The organism is Cutibacterium sp. LaCa_89 (assembly GCF_058177555.1).
In genome coordinates this window covers 667242-686257 of record NZ_CP190889.1, presented here as the reverse complement: position 1 = coordinate 686257, position 19016 = coordinate 667242, and the positions used below count along the sequence as shown (strand labels likewise).

Annotated in this window: 20 protein-coding genes and 3 pseudogenes; 9 read left to right on the top strand and 14 right to left on the bottom strand. The window is 62.2% G+C overall.

All coding sequences use genetic code 11. The annotated features are described in order from the left end of the window. Positions 1 to 39: 39 nt before the first annotated feature. Positions 40 to 690, bottom strand: a pseudogene (locus tag ACP8LP_RS03155) (ISAs1 family transposase). 73 nt (positions 691 to 763) lie between these two features. After that, positions 764 to 1045: pseudogene (locus tag ACP8LP_RS03150) on the bottom strand (transposase family protein); the annotation flags it as partial. Here ACP8LP_RS03150 and ACP8LP_RS03145 point away from each other — a divergent pair. After that, positions 1011 to 2291: a tyrosine-protein kinase domain-containing protein gene (locus ACP8LP_RS03145; RefSeq protein ID WP_279186759.1), complete on the top strand. Its 1281-nt coding sequence runs from the start codon at positions 1011 to 1013 to the stop codon at positions 2289 to 2291. The pseudogene ACP8LP_RS03150 and the gene ACP8LP_RS03145 overlap by 35 nt on opposite strands. 66 nt (positions 2292 to 2357) lie before the next feature. Continuing rightward, complete coding sequence (locus ACP8LP_RS03140) at positions 2358 to 3524, top strand: nucleotide sugar dehydrogenase (protein WP_004811967.1); 1167 nt, start codon at positions 2358 to 2360, stop codon at positions 3522 to 3524. Between the two features lie 3 nt (positions 3525 to 3527). Here the strand turns inward: ACP8LP_RS03140 and ACP8LP_RS03135 are convergent, their stop codons facing one another. The 6 genes from ACP8LP_RS03135 to ACP8LP_RS03110 all read right to left on the bottom strand — a co-directional run bounded on the left by ACP8LP_RS03135 (position 3528) and on the right by ACP8LP_RS03110 (position 9150). After that, complete coding sequence (locus tag ACP8LP_RS03135; RefSeq protein WP_484483283.1) at positions 3528 to 4763, bottom strand: alpha-amylase family protein; 1236 nt, start codon at positions 4761 to 4763, stop codon at positions 3528 to 3530. 53 nt (positions 4764 to 4816) lie between these two features. Then, on the bottom strand, positions 4817 to 6241 hold the full coding sequence (locus tag ACP8LP_RS03130) for an amino acid permease (protein WP_484483282.1): 1425 nt from the start codon (positions 6239 to 6241) through the stop codon (positions 4817 to 4819). 156 nt (positions 6242 to 6397) lie between these two features. Continuing rightward, a complete protein-coding gene (gene tpx, locus ACP8LP_RS03125; protein ID WP_004811970.1) occupies positions 6398 to 6901 on the bottom strand; it encodes a thiol peroxidase in 504 nt (167 codons plus the stop codon). A 51-nt stretch (positions 6902 to 6952) separates the two neighbouring features. Then, a complete protein-coding gene (locus tag ACP8LP_RS03120) occupies positions 6953 to 7921 on the bottom strand; it encodes an aldo/keto reductase (protein ID WP_279186738.1) in 969 nt (322 codons plus the stop codon). A 24-nt stretch (positions 7922 to 7945) separates the two neighbouring features. Further along, complete coding sequence (locus ACP8LP_RS03115) at positions 7946 to 8464, bottom strand: glycine cleavage system transcriptional repressor (protein WP_065674154.1); 519 nt, start codon at positions 8462 to 8464, stop codon at positions 7946 to 7948. A 23-nt stretch (positions 8465 to 8487) separates the two neighbouring features. After that, positions 8488 to 9150 carry a peptidyl-tRNA hydrolase gene (locus tag ACP8LP_RS03110; RefSeq protein ID WP_065674155.1) on the bottom strand — a complete coding sequence of 221 codons (663 nt, stop codon included), beginning with the start codon at positions 9148 to 9150 and terminating at the stop codon, positions 8488 to 8490. Positions 9151 to 9176: 26 nt separating this feature from the next. Here ACP8LP_RS03110 and ACP8LP_RS03105 point away from each other — a divergent pair, with 26 nt between their 5' ends. From ACP8LP_RS03105 to ACP8LP_RS03090, 4 genes are all read left to right on the top strand, one after another. Further along, positions 9177 to 9863: an HAD-IA family hydrolase gene (locus ACP8LP_RS03105; RefSeq protein ID WP_484483281.1), complete on the top strand. Its 687-nt coding sequence runs from the start codon at positions 9177 to 9179 to the stop codon at positions 9861 to 9863. Positions 9864 to 10277: 414 nt separating this feature from the next. After that, positions 10278 to 11468: an MFS transporter gene (locus ACP8LP_RS03100; protein ID WP_484483355.1), complete on the top strand. Its 1191-nt coding sequence runs from the start codon at positions 10278 to 10280 to the stop codon at positions 11466 to 11468. 65 nt (positions 11469 to 11533) lie between these two features. Next, on the top strand, positions 11534 to 11692 hold the full coding sequence (locus ACP8LP_RS03095) for a DUF8821 family protein (protein ID WP_490292931.1): 159 nt from the start codon (positions 11534 to 11536) through the stop codon (positions 11690 to 11692). A gap of 324 nt (positions 11693 to 12016) precedes the next feature. Beyond that, positions 12017 to 13408, top strand: a complete 1392-nt coding sequence (locus tag ACP8LP_RS03090; protein WP_484483280.1) for an ATP-binding protein — start codon at positions 12017 to 12019, stop codon at positions 13406 to 13408. Positions 13409 to 14131: 723 nt separating this feature from the next. Here the strand turns inward: ACP8LP_RS03090 and ACP8LP_RS03085 are convergent. Next, a complete protein-coding gene (locus tag ACP8LP_RS03085; RefSeq protein WP_484483279.1) occupies positions 14132 to 14626 on the bottom strand; it encodes an HNH endonuclease in 495 nt (164 codons plus the stop codon). 701 nt (positions 14627 to 15327) lie between these two features. Further along, positions 15328 to 15714 carry a class I SAM-dependent methyltransferase gene (locus ACP8LP_RS03080; RefSeq protein WP_484483278.1) on the bottom strand — a complete coding sequence of 129 codons (387 nt, stop codon included), beginning with the start codon at positions 15712 to 15714 and terminating at the stop codon, positions 15328 to 15330. 230 nt (positions 15715 to 15944) lie between these two features. Here ACP8LP_RS03080 and ACP8LP_RS03075 point away from each other — a divergent pair, with 230 nt between their 5' ends. Then, a complete protein-coding gene (locus tag ACP8LP_RS03075; protein WP_004811983.1) occupies positions 15945 to 16151 on the top strand; it encodes a cold-shock protein in 207 nt (68 codons plus the stop codon). 120 nt (positions 16152 to 16271) lie between these two features. Beyond that, positions 16272 to 16781 (top strand): class I SAM-dependent methyltransferase, encoded by a 510-nt coding sequence (locus tag ACP8LP_RS03070; RefSeq protein ID WP_484483277.1) that lies wholly within the window; start codon positions 16272 to 16274, stop codon positions 16779 to 16781. Here ACP8LP_RS03070 and ACP8LP_RS03065 read toward each other — a convergent pair. Both ACP8LP_RS03065 and ACP8LP_RS03060 read right to left on the bottom strand, forming a co-directional pair. Next, complete coding sequence (locus ACP8LP_RS03065; protein WP_270237513.1) at positions 16773 to 17153, bottom strand: type II toxin-antitoxin system death-on-curing family toxin; 381 nt, start codon at positions 17151 to 17153, stop codon at positions 16773 to 16775. The two genes, ACP8LP_RS03070 and ACP8LP_RS03065, sit on opposite strands and share 9 nt — an antisense overlap. Then, positions 17150 to 17347, bottom strand: a complete 198-nt coding sequence (locus tag ACP8LP_RS03060) for a CopG family transcriptional regulator (protein WP_270237516.1) — start codon at positions 17345 to 17347, stop codon at positions 17150 to 17152. The genes ACP8LP_RS03065 and ACP8LP_RS03060 overlap by 4 nt, the downstream gene beginning before the upstream one ends. A gap of 56 nt (positions 17348 to 17403) precedes the next feature. Between ACP8LP_RS03060 and ACP8LP_RS03055 the strand changes: the two are divergent. Next, a pseudogene (locus tag ACP8LP_RS03055) lies at positions 17404 to 17664 on the top strand (integrase core domain-containing protein); the annotation flags it as partial. Between the two features lie 24 nt (positions 17665 to 17688). Here ACP8LP_RS03055 and ACP8LP_RS03050 read toward each other — a convergent pair. Beyond that, positions 17689 to 17985 (bottom strand): hypothetical protein, encoded by a 297-nt coding sequence (locus ACP8LP_RS03050; RefSeq protein WP_484483276.1) that lies wholly within the window; start codon positions 17983 to 17985, stop codon positions 17689 to 17691. Then, on the bottom strand, positions 17954 to 18469 hold the full coding sequence (locus tag ACP8LP_RS03045; RefSeq protein WP_484483275.1) for a hypothetical protein: 516 nt from the start codon (positions 18467 to 18469) through the stop codon (positions 17954 to 17956). The genes ACP8LP_RS03050 and ACP8LP_RS03045 overlap by 32 nt, the downstream gene beginning before the upstream one ends. Positions 18470 to 19016: the final 547 nt, after the last annotated feature.

The window sequence follows — 19016 nt, the reverse complement described above, 5'->3', positions numbered from 1 at the left end:
GGTGGTGGATGCTGATGGCCAGATTCCTGATCGTGGCCATCACGTGGGGGCCGATGCGGTGCGGATCTGGCTACGATCCTCGTCGAGCGTGACGTCTCGGACCCAGTGGAGCCGGTTCTCTACACCCCAGTGGCCGCGGGTCCAGGCCGCGATCCGGGCCGCAGAGCCTTCAGGTAGCGTGACCGAGGTGATGAGGTAGACGATCTCGGTGGTCTTCTTCCCGGCCCGGGTGGCCACCCAGCGCCGGTGGACGATCTGCGCGGCGCCGGGGAATCCCAGGCCGGTGGGGGCCTGGAGGACTTTCAGGGTGCGCCGGGTGAGGCGGCCATGGGCCTTCTCCACGTCGACGTGGCCGGCGGGGACCTTCTTCTACGGCTGACCGGCCAGGTTCTTGTGCAGGGTGGGCTGGTTGGATTTGACGGTGAACACGTAGTCGACACCGGCGGCGAGGATCGCGGTAGCACTAACGGTCTGGGTATGGAGGGCGTCGGCGGTGATGACTGCACCGGCCGCGCGCTCGCCCAGCGCCTTGATCACGGCGGGCAGCGCCGGTATCTCGGTGGACTTGGCCTCGACCTCCGGTGGGGCCATCACCGTCCCCGACATGTGGTCGAGGCCGGCGACCAGGTGGCGGGCCCGCTCGGTGGCCGAGCGGGAGCCCGGTAGCGTTTTCCCGTCTACGGCGATCACGTGGCGCGCCGGCGAGGGTGGTGCGGGTCCAGGCGTACAGACACAGGTGCCCGTCCAGGGCGGCGGTGATGCGGGCGACGAGTTTCCGCAGGGTGGATTCGCCGGGGGCCGATCTCAGCGCGAATTCGTTCAGGTTCTTGTCGGTGAGTCTGGCTGCCCACTCGCCGGTGGCGGTGAAGCCCCGGCAGCCGGCCATCGCCGCCGAGACCGCGACCAGAAGCACCCCCGGCACGGGGTAACGCTTGCCTCGGGCCTGGCGGGGGTCGGGGACCCTGGACAGATGATCGGCCAGTCGGGCATCAGGTAGGGGCGTGTCAGGAATGATCCTGGGCGGCGTGGTGGGGGAAGATGGCATCGCGGGCGGGGTCCTCGGGATCGGTAGATTGCATGGCTACTTCCATCCCATCCGGGACGGCCTCGCCCACCCATCTAACACGCTGGACCCGACTCAACCCCTAGTCACAGCACACTCCTACCGACTTTTCCGGGACCCTGCCACCACCATAGCCAGAAATATCGCTAATTCCGTCATCTCCGAATCATCCAAGCAGGTGAAAAGCCTCGAGGGAAAGAACTCTCCAGTACAGGTGGTCATGATGACCCCTGCTGATCTTTCCCAGGCGAAGAAGGCACCCTCGCCAGCGAAGTACATTATCGCGGGCCTCTTGGCAGGAATCATCCTGGGTTACGCCATAGCTCTCATCCGACACCTCGCTGATCGCCGCATTCACACCACAGACGACATTACTGACCGTATCGAAAAACCCATTCTCGCTACTATCCCCACGTCGTCGACCATCGAAACCCTTTCGACTGACTTGACCGATGATTTCAAGGCTGCTGAGGCCATCCGGAAGCTTCGCACGAATCTTCGCTATGCCATGATTGACAGCACGTCGAAAGTCATTCTTGTTACGTCGTCAGTAATGGGTGAGGGAAAGTCATCAGTGGCGGGGAATCTAGCCAAGGTGATGGCCCTCGCAGGAGACGACGTCATCCTCATCGATGCTGATCTACGACGGCCAAAGGCGCAGAAAAACTTCGATCTTGACGACGGTCTGGGGCTTCCAGAAGTCCTCATCGGAGCGGCGCCTCTGGACCAGGCACTGCGAACTACACCGACAACTGGTCTGAGTGTTTTGCCCTGTACTGACACTCCTCCGAACCCCTCCGAACTGCTGGGTTCGGAGCACATGTCCGAACTGCTGTCGTTCTTGGCACAAGACCACGTCGTCATCGTGGATGCCCCGCCAGTGCTGCCCGTCACTGACTCCGTGATTCTCTCCCGGTTGGCAGACACCATCATCGTTGTGGCCCAGGTCGGACACACGACCGTCGACCAGGTTAAAAGCGCAGTTTCCTCCATCGAGAACGCAGGAGGCATGGTCTCGGGCATCGTCCTGAACCGTGCCGACTCCTCAAAACTGTCACATCTGCGATACGGCGAATCGGCGTACGGCTACGGATACACGAAATACGACAGCGACTACTCGTCATCACCCGCCACAGCTTCACAGCCGACACCCCAGAAACAGGAGACGTCAGGGAGTAAGAGCATTCCTCGACGGGCAACCTCCAAACACCACAACGCACACGTCTAAGATGATGGTGGTCCATGTGCGACGGCCAGCATTCACGCCGTCGCACACAGCTACCTGGGAGTGCCCGTGAAAATCGCCGTCGCAGGACTGGGCTATGTCGGCATGGCCAATGCAGTGTTGCTCGCCCAGCACAACCGTGTCGTTGCAGTCGACATCGACGCCGAACGCGTCTCGATGGTCAACAACGGACAGACGACGATCGTCGATCCCCTGATCGCGGAGTACCTGGCTCACCACGACTTGGACCTGCGTGCCACCACTGATCCGCAGGACGCGTACCGGGGTGCGGACTTCGTCATCATCGCCACCCCGACGAACTATGACCCTGACCAGAATTATTTCGACACCTCGAGCGTCGACGGAGTCCTCGACCTGGTACAGGAACTCGCCCCCGAGGCGACGATCGTCATCAAGTCGACAATTCCGGTGGGATTCGTCGAGGGGGTTCGCAAGGAGCGCCCCGGACTCGACGTCATCTTCTCCCCCGAGTTCCTCCGCGAGGGCAAGGCTCTCTACGACAACGTCCATCCGTCACGGATCGTCGTCGGGTCGGACTCGGCCAAGGCCCACCTCTTCGCCGACCTCATGACTGCCGGGGCCGTCGACACCGACATCCCCGTACTCTTCGTCGGGGCCACCGAGGCAGAGGCCATCAAGCTGTTCGCCAACACCTACCTGGCGATGCGGGTCTCCTTCTTCAACGAGCTCGACACCTACGCCTCCCAGCGTGGGCTGTCCACCCGTCAGGTCATCGACGGGGTGTGCCTGGATCCGCGCATCGGCAACCACTACAACAACCCGTCCTTCGGTTACGGCGGTTACTGTCTGCCCAAGGACACCCGTCAGCTACTGGCCAACTACCAGGATGTCCCCCAGACCCTCATCCAAGCCATCGTCGACTCCAACACGGTGCGCAAGGACTTCATCGCCTCCGACATCATCGCCAGGAATCCGAAGCGAGTGGGTATCTTCCGGCTGGTCATGAAGGCCGGCTCGGACAACTTCCGCTCCTCCTCGATCCAAGGGGTCATGAAGCGCATCAAGGCCAAAGGCATCGAGGTCATCGTCTACGAGCCAACCTTCGAGGGGGATGAGTTCTTCCGCTCGAAGGTCACCAGAGACCTTGACTCCTTCAAGGCTGACTGCGACGTCATCATCGCCAATCGGATGTCCCCCGAGCTGGCTGACGTCGCCGAGAAGGTCTACACCCGAGACCTCTTCGGCGGCGACTGAGTCTCAGGTCCGGCTGGACCAGATGACCTGACCGGCCTCGCGGATGAGGGCCGAGCATCCGTCGCGCACGTCGAGCTCGACGATGAGGGGCTCCACCCCGGGGACACCACTGCGGTAGACATAGCGCTCGTTGGTCAGGTCGAGGGACTCGGTACGGGCGTCGACGAGCCAGGGGTGACGTCGCCGTAGACCGAGCAGATCCTGGTGAGTACGCAGAGTTTCGGCGCCCAGGTTGGACAGCTCCGCCGGGCTGGCCGGGAACACCGGACGGATGTCGTCATCGCCCCCGAACCTCTCCTCCTTGATCCCGCGATATGCCAACTCATCCCCGTAGTAGATGAGCGGGACGCCGCCAATGGTGGCCAGCACCGCGGTCGCGACCATCGCACCATCCTGCCCCACCTTCGAGGCGATGCGGGTGACGTCGTGGTTGCCGACGAAGGTCATCGGGGTGAAGGCATCGGAGAACTCGTTGTGACGCCCCAAGGCGTGATCGAGCTCGAAGAAATTACGGGATTCGATGGACGACCAGATTGCCTTCCACAGTTCGTACTGGGTCACCGAGTCCATACCGGAGGCCTTGACGATTCCTGCATAATCGCCGTGGATGACCTCGCCGAAGACCCACACGTCGGGGTGCTCCGCACGCACCAAAGGCAGGACCGCAGCCCAGAACTCCGGATTGACGGAGTAGGCGGCGTCGAGTCGCCAACCGTCGACACCGCAGTCGGACCAGTGGTTCATGACCCGGGTGACGAGGTCACGAACGGCGGGGTCGTCATGGTTGAGGGAGACGAGGTCACCGTGGCCCTCGAAGACGTCGAGCTGACCGTCACGCCAGCGGACCATCCGTCCGGCATCGGTCTCCGGCCCGGCCGCCAGGGCATCCTGCACGACCTGGTTACGACTCGAGACGTGGTTGAACACCCCGTCAAGCAGTACCGAAAGGCCACGGGAGTGAGCGGCATGGACAAGGTGGTCGAAGTCGGTGTCGTCGCCGAGGCGAGGATCGACGGCGAAGTAGTCCAAGGTGTCGTAACCGTGACTGACCGAGGCGAAGATCGGCCCCAGTGCCAGGCCAGAACATCCGAGGGACACCGCGTGGTCGAGCCAGGCCTCCAGATGCCCGAGACGATGGCTCACCTCGTCGGATTCACGTTGCATCGGAGCCCCCACGAATCCCAAGGGATAGACGTGCCAACCGATGAGGTGATCAACCCATCCGGGACGTCGAGCCATGATGCCTCCGTTCGCCGTTGCCACAGCCGTTCGACTACAACCCTTCCATCATGTCAGTCGTGGTCGAGGTCTGCGGTGGAAAGGTCTGCACGAGGTGCTCTGGTGACGAGTTTGTGTCCCAACCACAGCGCCAGGAAGACCGGAATGGTGATGTACGCGACAACCATCCCGGTGACGTCACCACTGAGGACCGCGTCACGCCCCTGCCCCAGGGTGACGATGACGCACAGCACTCCGGCGACGATGGGCCCGGCCGGGTACCAGCGCCCCCGATACGGCAGCTCGGACAGATCGTGTCCTTGAGCAAGGAAGGCGCGTCGGAACTGGATGTGGCACACCGCGATGCCGATCCACGCAATGAATCCACACAGTCCCGAGATGTTGACCAGCCAGGTGTAGGCCTGGCCTGACCCGACCAAGGAGGTGGCGAAGCAGGCCGCACCGACGAGGGTGGTGACGATGAGGGCCGGCACCGGAACGCCGCGTTTGTTGGTGGTGCCCAGGACGCTGGGGGCCTTGCCCTCTCGGGCCAAGGCGTAGAGCATCCGGGTGGATGCGTAGAGACCTGAGTTGCCGGCTGAGAGCACCGAGGTGAGGATGACGGCGTTCATGACGGCTGCGGCCGCGGCGACTCCGGCTCGCTTCAATACCAGGGTGAAGGGACTGACGGCGACGTCCGTCACCTCGCCGGCGAGCAGGTTCGGGTCGGTGTAGGGCAGCAGCAGTCCGATGACGGCGATGGCGCCGATGTAGAAGATCATGATGCGCCAGAAGATCTGCTTGGTGGCCCTCGGAACGGCCGTGCCCGGATCCTTTGACTCCCCCGCCGCGATACCGATGAGCTCGGTGCCCTGGAAGGAGAATCCGGCGATGAGGAAGACCGTCATGATGCCGCCGAACCCGTTGACGAAGGGGGCGTCACCATGGCGCCAGTTGGAGACTCCAGGGGAATGACCCATGATTCCGGCGATCATGAGGATGCCAAGGACCAGGAAGACGAGGACTGCAGCTACCTTGATGATGGCGAACCAGAACTCTCCCTCGCCATAGGCCCGCGCGGACAACACGTTCAGCAGGAACAGCAGGGCCAGGAAACCGGCTGACCACATCCATGACGGCACACTTGGCCACCAGTAGGCCATGACGATCGAGGCGGCAGCGAGCTCAGCGGCCACCGTGATGGCCCAGTTGAACCAATAATTCCAGCCCAGCGCGAAGCCGAAGGACGGGGAGACGAATCTAGTCGCGTAGGTCTCGAAGGCTCCCGGTACCGGGAGATAGGAACTCATCTCCCCCAGGGACTGCATGAGCAGGAAGACCATGAGTCCCATGGCCAGGTAGGCCACCAGGGCTCCGCCCGGTCCGGCCTGGGAGATGGTGGCGCCGGATGCCACGAAGAGGCCGGTCCCGATAGCCCCGCCGATCGCGATCATGTTCATGTGGCGCGAGGAGAGCCCACGCTTCAATTCGCCGTCCATGGTGGTCCTCAGATAGGAGCGCCCCGCCCTTCTGGACGCGGTTTTGGTCACTCTACCGTTCCAGGACACCTCCTCGCCCATACCCCGTATGGCAACCAGGGCAGAAGGCAGGGGCGCCCCGGCATGTCGTCGGAACGCCCCTGGAATGCGCTTGAATCAGGCCTTCTTGACGGCCTCGAGAGCAGCATCGTAGTCGGGCTCGGTGGTGATCTCGTCGACCAGCTGGGTGTAGGTCACCTTGCCCTCGGCGTCCACGACGATGACGGCGCGGGCCAGCAGGTGCTGCATCGGTCCGTCGGCGAGGGTGACGCCGAGGTCCTTGCCAAAGTGGGAGCGGAAGGCCGAGGCGACGACGACATTCTCGATGCCCTCGGCGCCGCAGAAACGAGCCTGAGCGAAGGGAAGGTCACGGGAAACACACAGCACGGTGGTGTCGTCGAGTCCGGCAGCCTTCTCGTTGAAGGTACGCACGCTCTTGGCGCAGACACCCGTGTCGAGGCTCGGGAAGATGTTGAGGACGAGCTTCTCACCCTTGAGCTCGTCGCTGGTCAGCTCCGACAGATCGGTCTTGACGAGGGTGAATGACGGAAGATCGGATCCAACCTGGGGCAGGTCGGCGACGGTGTTGACGGTTTGTCCCTTGAAAGCAGTAGTGGCCATATTCACACTTTATGCGGCTTCAGCCTCCAACCACGAGGATCTGGTCGGCTTTCAGTCGCGAGTGAACAGCTCCGACGCCGCGTCCAAAGCACACACCTCGTCATGGGACAAGGTCAGATCGGTGGCGGCGAGCAACGGACCGAGTTGATCCACGGTGCGCGCCGAGGCGATCGGTGCAGTGACACCCTTGGCCATCAGCCACGCCAACGAGACCGACGTCACCTCGACGCCGTGGTCACCGGCGATCTCCCTCAGCTGGTCGAGAACCGTGAAGGCCGCCTTTTCGTGCTCGTCGTCAGGCAGGTACGCAGCCATCATCGATTCCCTGGCAACACCGTGGAGGTCGTCACGGGTGGCGTACTTGCCGGTCAGAAAGCCCGATGCCAGCGAGAAGTACGGGAAGAGGGCCAGGTTGTACTCACTGGCCAGCTGGCCGTACCCCTGGGGATCCTCGACGTCGGCGCGGTGCAGCAGGTTGTACTGAGGCTGCAGGGCGATCGGACTCGCCAGCCCCTCGTGCTCGGCCACCTCGAGCCACTTCTGCTCCCGGGTCACCGAGAAGTTCGACAGACCGACCCAACGCACCTTGCCAGCCTTGACGAGCTTGTCGAAAGCTACGGCCATGTCCTCGATCTGCTGGTTGTCGTCGTCGTAATGGGCGTAGTAGAGATCGATGTGGTCGGTGTGGAGCCTCACCAGGGAGGCATCGACAGCAGCCGAGATGTTCTCAGCGGACAGCCCCCTGAACTCGGGGTGGGTGGCCACCTTCGTCGCGATGAGGATGTCGTCGCGATGGCCGCCTTTCTCGAGCCATGATCCGATGATCGTCTCTGATTCACCGCCCACATTCCCCTCGGCCCAGTGGGAATAGCCGTCAGCGGTGTCGACCAGCGAGCCCCCGCCGCCGAGGAAGGCGTCCAGGATGGCGTGGGAGTCGTGCTCGTCGGCAGTCCAGCCGAAGGTATTGGCTCCCAACACCAGCGGCCTGATGTCCAGATCGGTGCCGGGGATGCGCGTCATAAGGCCTCCTCGTCGGCCCCGGGATCAGGAACGGTCGACCAGATCGATGTCGACCATGATCTCGGTGGCAATGGATTCCAGTTCCGAGCGTAGATCCTCAAGGGTCGTCGCGTTCGTGATCCGGCACTGCACCTCGGCCTCGAAGAGGATGCCGTCGCCCATCGGAGCCTCGCGCAGGCCGGTGGACAAGTCATCGATGGTGACACCGAGACGGGCCATGGTGACCGTCACCTTGTGGATGATGCCGGGATGGTCGTGGCCCACGAGGTGGACCACGAGGACGGCCTCGTCCTCGTCATCCTGTGCGGTCGTGTCGGTGACGGTGACCCGCAGCCCCTTGGCCTCGAGGGTTCCGAGGTCGTCCTTGAGAGCCTCGACCTTGAAGTCCTCGATGCCGACGAGGACGATTCCGGCGAAGGCACCGGCAAGCCGTGCCATGCGACTGTCAAGCCAGTTCGCGCCGTGACTGGCAATGATTCCGGACAGGTCGGAGACGAGTCCGGCGCGATCCGCGCCGACCGCGGTGAGCAAGAGCTGAGACATGGCACGAGTCTACGTGACCCGGGTCACCACCGTGCCCGGGTGGTCGCGGTGGGGCCGTCGAATTCCGTGAACCCGGCATCGACGACCCTCACTCGAGCGATGTCGGCATCCCAGTGCGCGACAGTCGGGGTGACGACGCGAACACGGAAGCCGTCTCGACGCCAGTTCTCCAGCGCTCGTCGGTCATCGTCAGTGCCGGTGCTCATAGCCTCGTGGGCGAGCTGGGCGGCATGACCGCACTGGGCACAGGCCTTGCCGGTCGTCATGGTGGTGCGGGGATTGATCTCGATGGTGACGACGGAATCCGAGGTGGCGGACTGGCCGTCTGCGGGCAGATTCGTGCCGGAGACCTGCAGCTTGTCGATCTGTCTGGGCTGCGGATGGACAGGGGCCGGAACGAAGGCCCGAACCATCGCCGGCCCGGTTCCGGGAGCGGCATCGGCCGGTGGATACTGACTGACGGTGACGCCGTCGAGGGCCTGGACGTCGTCCCATCTCTTCCCAGAAGCTCGCCGGACGATCTTACGGATGCGCTTGTCCGACCATTGCTGGACGGCGTCGTGCCACGGGCCCCCTGGTGCCGTCCGAGGATCGTCAAGGAGGGAGACGACGGCGCGGGCAGCCGCCTCGCAGGCATCCACTTCGCGCGCCGGAAAACGTTTGTCACGAAGCAATACCAGCTGCATAGCCCAAGGGTCAGGTTCGCGGTCGGGTGTGGTCACTCGGGGCAGGCTACCCGCCTGCCCCGACGAGACGCGAGGATGGTCGTTGTCACCGCAGCACATCTGCAAGACTCGAAGACGTGCGGAGCATTATCTGGGACATGGGCGGAACGCTGGTCGACACATACCCGGAGGTCGACCAGACACTCGCAGAGGTCGTGTGGCCCGAACCGACCGAGCAGCAGCTCTACGAGGTCGCGCACCTGAGGTCGGAGTCGATAGCCCACGCCATCGAGGTCTTAGCCGAACAGTATGACGTCTCTTCCGAGCTGCTCGACGATGCCTACACCTTGTTGAAGAAGAAGTGGGCGCACGATCCCGCCCCGCTGATGGCTGGAGCAGCAGAGGTCATGGCGGCCGTGCGGCGCGGCGGTGGCCTCAACCTCGTCGCCACCCATCGTGATCGCGCCAGCGCCGAGAACCTCTTCCACGCCCTGGGAGTGCAGGTGGACGACCTCGTGTGCGCCCCTGATGGTTTCGCACGCAAACCTGACCCCCAGATGAATCTGGTACTCATGGAGCGTCATGGGCTGGATCCGTCCGAGGTCATTGCCGTTGGTGACCGGGGCATCGACGTCGAAGCGGCGAAAGCAGCCGGAATTGAGGGGGTCCTGTTGTCCGGTACACGCCATTCAGGCACCATTACGACACTGACGGAGTTGCTGGATCGGCTGTGAGGAGCGGGCGACAGATCAGGCAGACGACGTGTCGTCACCGCGGATGAAGCCGGGTTCTGCCCCCATGACCAGCGTCTTATCGGTAACGACGTAGCACTGGCTGCCAAGGCCCTGGCTGTACCGAGCGCCGTCCGGGTAGAAGACGACATCGAGGCGGCGAGTGTCGTCGGTTCTGCATCTGTGGCGATGTCTCGACAACGGCACCCTGACTCCCCTAGTACGTCGCCTAGAAGAAGCGGGCCTCATCACACAAGCTCGCCCAGGAAAAAGCTTTCCTCAACGATCTTTCAGCTCAGCTTGACTAAGCCCCCTCCATACGAAATCATGAGACGGCGTGGTCAGGTCAAAATGGGATCCGAAAGCCGCGCAGTGCCCACACGTTCCTGAGACCTGCCGAAAGGTTTCACCGTGCACATGCTCCTACTGGCAATCATCTACCTGGCTTTTATCAGCTTGGGTCTGCCCGACTCTCTCGTCGGCGCAGGATGGCCAGCCATGCACCAGAGCCTCGGCGTCCCGGTGTCATTTGCTGGGTTCATCACCTTCATCATCGCGGTTGGAACCATCATCTCGAGCCTGATGTCTGATCGACTCACCGAGCGTTTTGGACCAGGACGAGTGACCGCGACAAGTGTGGCCGTCACAGCGGCTGCACTGTTCGGATTTTCGTTTTCGACGCAATTTTGGGTATTGTGTCTGTGGGCTTTGCCGTATGGACTGGGAGCCGGAGCGGTCGACGCCGCACTCAACAACTATGCCGCCCTGTATTACACCGCCCGACACATGAACTGGCTGCACGGTTTTTGGGGCCTTGGGGCGTCGATTAGCCCGTTCATCATGAGCCATGCCCTGGCTGCCGGAGACGGGTGGCCGTCAGCTTATCGCACCGTCGGGACCCTACAAGCCATCCTGACGGCCATCCTCATCGTCAGTCTTCCGCTGTGGAGCAAGGCACGGGAGACCCGCGACGGTGGCTCATCACGACTCCACGACCACGTGCCCATACGCACAGCGTTGGCGACTCCGGGCGTCCCTGCCGTTTTGGGCGCCTTTTTCGCCTACTGCGCCGTCGAAAGCACCTCGATGCTGTGGGCGGCGTCCTACCTGGTATCTGTACGGGGAACCGATGGCGCAACGGCCGCCGCATTCGCATCCCTCTTCGTGCTGGGGATCACCACCGGCAGATTCCTGGCCGGGTTCTTCGCCGAACACATCGGCGACCGGATGCTCGTGCGCGGCGGTTTCATCACCGTGGGGGTTGGCGTCATCCTCGTGGGAATACCCGCAGTACCGGCGTGGGTCGCACTGGCAGGTCTCGTCGTCGCAGGTCTTGGATCAGCACCGATTTACCCTGCAATCATTCACTCCACTCCGACCACGTTCGGTGCGCGAAACTCACAGGCGATCATCGGCATCCAGATGGCCGCGGCGTACGTCGGGACGACGCTCGCTCCCCCGCTGTTCGGAGCGATTTCGGCCGGTACTGGGCTGTGGGTGCTGCCGCTCTATCTCATTGTCCTCGTCCTCGTCGGTCTCGTGATGTCCGAACAAGTTGCACGACTCGCGCGCACCGGGGCAGACAGCGAGTGGTCCCCGGCACACTAGCCGTTGGGAGGCGATCCGGCGTGCACCTTCTTGAGGCACTCGTGGCCGTCAACGGGCTGTGAACGGTGGCGGGGGGTGGCGAACGCGGTGCGGGATCGAAAACGTGCGACGGAATGGACCAACCCGAAGAATTGTCGTCATTCAGGTTCGCGCGCCAGGGCTCACAACGTGCCGAGACTATTCTTGGTGGCTACGCCGTCGTCAAAGACGATTACCTCTACTGATGTTAGTTCTGTTGGTTCGCATCCCAGACATACGTGTGAGGGGCATCGGCAAGACGGAGCCTCACGTATGGGGACCGCAGAACCCATCGACACAGGGATGATGATTGACCCGCTCGGCCGCAAGATCTACGTCCGGTCGCGATCAAGAACCACGAGCCTGGCATGGCTCCACGTCCCTTACGTACAACCGGAGGCGATCAAACTTTAAGTCCAAGTTCGACCATTTTGAGTAGATGATTGCAGTCTGCGTAGCACTTGCGTCCGATTCGCCCGCGATCCGGGAGCTTCAACTGGAACTTACTGAAAAATTGTTACAGTAGCAGCGTGAGTTCGATAGATGTCGACGCGGCTCTGGCCTTGCCTGCCACCCAGGCGGTGACCTCGCTCCTCTCCCTTGACGAGGACCAGTGGTTCGATCGCAAGTCTGGGCGTGTAGCGGCCAAGGACTTAGCACGCCCCTTGGTGGCCTTCGCCAACGCCGAGGGCGGCACCCTGGCGATCGGGCTGAGCAACGGTCAGGTCGATGGAGTTTCCCAGAGAGCGGAGAACGCGATCCGCCAGGCGCCCATCGACTTCACCCTGCCCCCAGTGCGAGCACGGATCACTCGCTTGGATGTGGATGACAAGGCCGTCCTCATCGTCCATATCGACCCCGGTGACACCATGCACACGACTAAATCAGGGGACTGTTACCTGCGCATCGGTGACGAGTCGCGCCGATTGTCCCTCGCCGAACAACAGGAACTTGCCTACAACCGGGGCAGCCAGACGTTCGAGGCGACCCCCGTCGATCTCACCATCAACGATCTTGACGAGACACTGATGAGCTCCTATCGAGATGCTATCGGCTCATCCGGCAACGTTGAGATGCTGCATGCTCGCGACCTCCTCGACCACCGCGAGCACGTGACAGCCGCCGCCACCTTGCTGTTCGATGCTCGCCCGCAGCGGGTCTTTCCCAGCGCCTACATTCGAGTCCTCAAGTATGACGACGATGAGCGAGGGGTCGGGTCGGAGATGACCCTCCTCGAGGATATTCGCATCGAAGGACCGCTCCCCCAGCAGATATTCCAAGCCTCTGATACCGTCGACCGACTCACTCCAGCACCGCAGCAACTGACGGAGCGCGGACGCTTCGAACGTGTGCCCATCATCCCGCGCGACGCATGGCTGGAAGGCATCGTGAATGCCGTCGTCCACCGGTCTTACAGCATGATGGGCGATCACATCCGAGTGGAGATCTTCCCACATCGGATCGAGATCACGTCCCCCGGTCGATTCCCCGGCCTGGCGGATCCTTCCTCGCCGTTGACCATCTCCCGATACGCGCGAAATCCGCGCATTGCGCGAGTCTGCGCGGACATGGGCATCACACGAGAGCTGGGCGAAGGAATCAAACGCATTTTCCGCGAGATGAATCTTCGTGGCCTGGCCGATCCAATCTATCGTCAGAGCGCCTCCACAGTCACACTGACGCTCAAAGCCTCCGACGCGATAGACCCTAGGGTGCTCGAAGGACTGACGAAGAGCGCCCGCGGCGTCCTCGATGTACTACGGTTACAGAATCGCCCACTGGGAACTGGGCAGGTCGCCGAGCTAGTTGGCGTCGCACGCCCCACAGCCAAACGAGCCCTCGAGTCACTTGCGGAAGCTGGGCTCGTCCGCTGGGACGGGAAATCCGATCGCGACCCTCGTGCCTCCTGGCGCCTCCTCTGAACTACTGCAACAAATGTTCCAGTAGATGTACCAGTAGACGTACCAGTACCGTGCGACACGGCCCACGTCGAAGCGGAACTCAACTGAGCTCCGTAGCCGATTTCAGCCTGCGCGCCTTTGATCCACAGGCTCCCCTCGCTCACAACTCCCGCGCAACAGGACGCCAAGGTCGCCATCGAAGGCGACCCAAGCAAACATCGACCCCGATCATGCCCCGCGAATTCAAGCTCCTCGTGCAAAGTGAGGAGAAGCTCGGTTCCGGGCGTTGATGGTGCTGAGTCTCCACCCACCTGGTCACAACGCGTCAATGTCGCCTGCAGGAGACGATGACCAATCCAACGGCAACATACCTCAGACGCGACCACCATCCCAGGCACATCCAGACCTGTGGCAAGGATTCATCTGCGGTCGCCGGGTAGGCTGGTGGAGCGGGAGAACGAGGCCGTTCGCCAGGCGATTGATGCCGCGCAGGGGACACCGGTCCGTTGACCATCCACGAGCTTGTCACCGTGACCTACCTGACGATCGGTCAAGTTCGCTATGCCCTCGCACAGCACCTCACAGAAGGCATCGTCATGATGGATGGAAAGCAAGGACCCAAGTTCACCCGCTATCGGCTGAAGTAATGGTGAGACTCCAGATTCTGGAGTCTCACTCACAGCCAGAAGGAGTGGAAACTAAATGTTGAACCTGAACTCCACCATGCTCCGTAGCCGATTGACATCATCCGTGACTTGAGGGTCTGGGTCCGCCGAGATTTGGCTCTTCGCCCGCGCTGGCCCACTCGAACTCTTCCCCTGTCCATCGGTAGAGCCCTGCGTCGTAGGCCCGATGGTGGTTTGCACACAGGAGTCGACCGTTCTCCCGACTTGCCCTGCCCCCTCGCGCATGGGGCACGAGGTGAGCGGCCTCCAACAGTTCCGGCAGGTCCAGGCCACAGATGGCGCACTCCACAGGACCGGATTCAAGAAGGCGTCGCCTGAAATCACTCTGGCTATTGCGCTGGTGAGCGAGAACTAGAGAATCACTGCGGGAGACATCCCAGTCATCGACTGAACAACCTGACCGCGGACTTGCCACGCAGGCATCGAGAAACGCCCACAGCCAAGAGTTGTGCCAGTCCAGTCGACGCGATCGCCGACGTCGGTCGCGAATTGCGGAGATCCGACGTGAAACAAGCTGCGCCACCTTGTCATCCGATAGGAGTTTGAGCGCCATCGCTCCAGGCAGCCCCAGAGCTATCCCGCCTCCATCCAGTCTGGACGACTGGATGGAGACACCAGCCAACTCCGCGGCCCAAGTGATGTCCTCGTTTGGCTCGCCCCACACTAACACCTGCGCGAGTCCACCATGAGACCGGTCCAACTCAACCACCAGCACCTCGACCCAGCCCACTGAAACTGCCGAGGCCCGACACTTCCCTTTGGGAGCTCGCCCATTGCCAGGCAGGCAGGACACCGAGAAGTCATCCCGTTCCCTCAGGCCAGACTGACTCGCGAACAGCTCAAGCACCGCGAGCACGTCAGGAGCTCCTGTCAGGGCAGCAAAGATCTCGAAAGCCTCACGACTTGCAGCTCGTGGCCGGCCAGTCCCACTAGAAGATGGCGGAAGCGAGTCGACGCTGTATCCCGCGGACAGAAGCGCCTCCCGGTACATAACGACGAGGCCATCAGCGTCACTGCCATGACCCGCCGAACGAACCGTCACGGGAAAATGTGAGCATCCCACCACGAGGCTACCGTGCACCGCTGCTGAGCATGTTGACGGCAGCGCCGTGGCCGCGCTCCAGCGACCTTCCGAGGGCCAAATCGGGACGAAAAGCAGAACTCCGCCACGACAAGGAATGACTTCTCCTGTCGCAGTAGGCCAAGATCCTCAGTAGAACATCGCGCACGGCGACCGGGATAAGGCGCATCGACTTACAGCCGGCGACGCCGGGGCTGCCTAAGAAGACCCGTCATCATGTGCGCCGACAACTCGGTGAGACGCTCTCGAATCTCACCCGTGCGGTCGAGTTCGCGCATGTGCCCCATCATCTGCAGCGGCGACGCGACCATGTCCACCTGCTCGGGTACCGGATCGACGAAGATGACATCGAGACCGCGCGCCGCCAACCAACTGGCATAAACACTCGTGGCGCCGCCGATGTCCAAGACTCGGGCCTCGGGCGGAATGAAGCTCAGGTAGCGTCGCGTCGCCTCCAATTCCAGCAGCCCGGCGGTGTGGCGACCCCGCAGCCAGCCCGCATCGGAGCAGTTCGCGTAGAAGGCGCGAGGTTTGGCGTCAAAGTCTTCTTCCTGAGCCATACAGCCATCTTCATAGACCTGAGAACCAAATACACAGCCAATTTCTTGGCCCCGTGGTCAGCGGGCGGCCCCAGAGCATGTAGACTGAAGCCATTGTTCGACAGTAGGGTTGGTTTGCATTACGCAAGACGGGTTTCTCACGGATCCGAGCAGTTCCTTCTGGCAAGTGTGAAGAGCAACATCCGGAAGCGGCCGAAAAGCGGTCGCTCCACAAATCGAAGGATTGCAACATGGCAACCGGCACCGTTAAGTGGTTCAACGCTGACAAGGGCTACGGCTTCATCCAGCCCGACGACGGCTCCGCCGACGTCTTCGCTCACTTCTCCGCTATCAACTCCTCGGGCTACCGCTCGCTGGACGAGGGCGACCAGGTTGAGTACGACGTGGAGCAGGGCCCCAAGGGCCCGCAGGCGTCCAACATCACCTTGAACCGCTAATATCACGTGATCTTAGGCGAGGCCGCTGCCCTTCGGGGCAGCGGCCTCGTGCTTTTCCTTCGGCAAGCAGATCACCAACCGCCGGGACCTCGCGCCCGACCAGCGGCCGACGCACTCCCTGTGACCAGCGAGCTCGACGAGCGCGCCCGCACCCAGGACGACAAGCCAGGTCGACGCGGGGAGGACCTACGCGCGGCCGTGGCCATCATGGGCGGGGACCCCCTCAGCCATCCACGAAGTCCTGGAGATCGTGGCCGGCGCTGGGTTCGCCCCAGCCCCGCGTACGACCTGATGATCACCCGCATGACGATGCAGCACGTCGCCGACCTCGAGCACCTCATGACCAGCGTGCGCACAATGCTCCGCTCGGGCGGCGCCTACCTCGCCATCGATCTGACGGACCGCAGCGCCGACTTCCACGACCACCCGACGCCTCCGGTCCCAATCTCATATTCACAGGGCAAGGGCGGACAGGTTCAGTTGGCGTCAGGATCAGCCACCACCGTTGACATACTCACTACAAGCAGGTCAGAGGTCCCAAGCCCAGCTCAGACCCCATCTAAACGTGAAACGAAACTCAATTACACGATGAAGCGGAATTCCACCGGCTTCCGGGCAGAACTAACGTGATTTGGGATCAACGCACCACGACCGAAGCGACGCAGCAGCCTCATCCAGATCAGCCCTACCACTCGCCACGGCGATGACGAGGTTGTATGCATCGTCGTCCGGAGCTTCCACCCACCAGCCATTGAGGTCCAAGAACACCACCGTCGCCAACCATCCCAACCGCTTGTTGCCGTCCACCAGCGCATGATTGTTCACCAGAGAGTCCAGGAGAGCCGCAGCCTTGGACCCCAGTGTTGGATAGGCATCACCGCCCCACAGCGAGGTGCGTGGACGCGCCGCCGCAGACTCAAGCAAACCAACATCACGTACGGGACCAACCCCCAAGTCTTCAACCAAGGCCATAAGGTCCTCAACCGTGAGAAAAACGGTCATCGACCCAGCCGATCAAGGACATCGGCATACCGAGCCCGTGCCCTCGCCGAGGCGTCAGCCACATCCTTCGTGTGCCCCCTCCGCGCCGCCACCTCATGGATCGCGCGAATCGTCGCCTCCTGACGACTGATCCCGTCATCCTCGGCAAGACGCGTGAGAATCCGCTCGTCCTCTTCTGTCAACCGCAACGTCATGGCCACGAGATGATGATACCAGAGTGGTATCACCATTAGGCTGGAAGACCGCTGCCTCGGTCGGGTCGGTCGGGTCGAGCTATGACAACGCTGTGGCGGAGACGATCAACGGGTTGTTCAAGACTGAGCTGATCGGGCCCCGAGCGCTGTGGAAGGGCGTTGATGAGGTCGAGTTCGCCACCGCGGAATGGGTCGACTGGTTCAACCACCGACGCCTGTATAAGTACTGCGGCGACATCGCGCCCGCCGAGCTGGAACAGGCCTACTACGCTGGCCACAGCCAGCCCCACGAGGAGCTGGAACTGTCACACCACTGAGTCCCCGGACTCACCGGGGGCGATTCAGAGCTGCGCATACACCGCCTCGTGACTGTTGACGGCGACAGGGCCGCACACCGTCTGAGTGTTCTTCGCATCGGACAGAAAGAAGCCACACGCCCCCATGATCACAGGACCGCACCGAACGATGTACAACTCGTCACCTTCGCGTTCTGGATGCGAGCTCCACACCGTCTCCAAACCCTCGCGCGACTTCTTCCCGGCCAGAGGAAAACCGACCTGCCCCGACTGCACGAACGGCCACAACGCAACAGCCGCCTGATGCACCTCACGCTCCGTGGCGGCGACGGTTACTTCCATCGACCTCATACCCACACGTTATCGTCAGCCGCCTCAAGTCCGAGCCGTGATTACCCGCAAGAATCAATGACGATGTGCTACGCAGCAGACCCAATGTGGTGCAGATCGTTCCACTGACACGAACCACCAGACCGAGCGGGCAGAGATTTATATGGAGCCCGACCTCTGCAGCTACTCCATCGTGGGCCTCGGACTTGTTGAGCGCCCCGCGCCATACTTCGTGATCGAACATATCTTCGATGACAAAGATGTAGCGCATAGGATCATAGAAGTAGACCTTGGGTACCAGATCGGGAACCAAGGCCCCATGTGTCTGGAGAGATTCGACCTCATGGCGTGCCCGGTCGGGAGTCATAGGCCGCCCCTCGCCCGTCATCCGGACGTATGGCAGCGCTAGCTTGATGTAAAGACCCCACCCGTCTTCATATTTTAGCAGGAAGACGAGGTTGAGATTGCCGTCGCCGATTTCCCGAACTGATGCCACGCGCCCCAGGTGCCCGACCGCAAATGTTGCTGACGAACAGGCTGACGCCGACCAAGAGAGCTATTACGCCAACGATCCATCCAATGACTGTGGGCGAGATGAGAAGTCCGCCGCCGCATTGGTCCATCGCCGTGATAACCCATGCCTTCGCGTCAATACTTCCCGAAGCGATATCCGTCGGTGCGGCGCTGGGGCAGAATGTCTGGCTGACCCCAGATCGCCGAGCGGCGGCGTCAACAACTGGTCGCAGGAGCCCACGGGGGCCGCCCAAAATGGCTCAATCCGACGAGAACGACGACGAGAACGGCGACGAACCGTCCTGGACATAGGAGGCGCCGAAGCCAACTGTTCGTGGAATCTGGAAACAAGGACGCCATCGCGACGATAAGACCGAACGTATAGCCTGCGACAGCCCCGGCGGCAGGATAATCCAGCATCGAGCGTGGCGTGATCGCGTTAAGTACTGCGGCGCTCTTTGCCGGCTGTGTGAGGATCGGCATTACAAGCCCCGCGAGAGGCACGAGCGAGGCCATAACGGCACCGACTG

Excerpts from the sequence above, each read along its gene's own strand:
- ACP8LP_RS03135 (WP_484483283.1), bottom strand. The coding sequence starts at position 4,763 with ATGGCTCGACGTCCCGGATGGGTTGATCACCTCATCGGTTGGCACGTC.
- ACP8LP_RS03130 (WP_484483282.1), bottom strand. The coding sequence starts at position 6,241 with ATGGACGGCGAATTGAAGCGTGGGCTCTCCTCGCGCCACATGAACATG.
- ACP8LP_RS03075 (WP_004811983.1), top strand. The coding sequence starts at position 15,945 with ATGGCAACCGGCACCGTTAAGTGGTTCAACGCTGACAAGGGCTACGGC.
- ACP8LP_RS03080 (WP_484483278.1), bottom strand. The coding sequence starts at position 15,714 with ATGGCTCAGGAAGAAGACTTTGACGCCAAACCTCGCGCCTTCTACGCG.
- ACP8LP_RS03050 (WP_484483276.1), bottom strand. The coding sequence starts at position 17,985 with ATGGAAGTAACCGTCGCCGCCACGGAGCGTGAGGTGCATCAGGCGGCT.
- ACP8LP_RS03110 (WP_065674155.1), bottom strand. The coding sequence starts at position 9,150 with ATGCAGCTGGTATTGCTTCGTGACAAACGTTTTCCGGCGCGCGAAGTG.
- tpx (WP_004811970.1), bottom strand. The coding sequence starts at position 6,901 with ATGGCCACTACTGCTTTCAAGGGACAAACCGTCAACACCGTCGCCGAC.
- ACP8LP_RS03145 (WP_279186759.1), top strand. The coding sequence starts at position 1,011 with ATGATCCTGGGCGGCGTGGTGGGGGAAGATGGCATCGCGGGCGGGGTC.
- ACP8LP_RS03060 (WP_270237516.1), bottom strand. The coding sequence starts at position 17,347 with ATGACGTTGCGGTTGACAGAAGAGGACGAGCGGATTCTCACGCGTCTT.
- ACP8LP_RS03065 (WP_270237513.1), bottom strand. The coding sequence starts at position 17,153 with ATGACCGTTTTTCTCACGGTTGAGGACCTTATGGCCTTGGTTGAAGAC.
- ACP8LP_RS03085 (WP_484483279.1), bottom strand. The coding sequence starts at position 14,626 with ATGGCGCTCAAACTCCTATCGGATGACAAGGTGGCGCAGCTTGTTTCA.
- ACP8LP_RS03115 (WP_065674154.1), bottom strand. The coding sequence starts at position 8,464 with ATGTCTCAGCTCTTGCTCACCGCGGTCGGCGCGGATCGCGCCGGACTC.
- ACP8LP_RS03120 (WP_279186738.1), bottom strand. The coding sequence starts at position 7,921 with ATGACGCGCATCCCCGGCACCGATCTGGACATCAGGCCGCTGGTGTTG.
- ACP8LP_RS03100 (WP_484483355.1), top strand. The coding sequence starts at position 10,278 with ATGCTCCTACTGGCAATCATCTACCTGGCTTTTATCAGCTTGGGTCTG.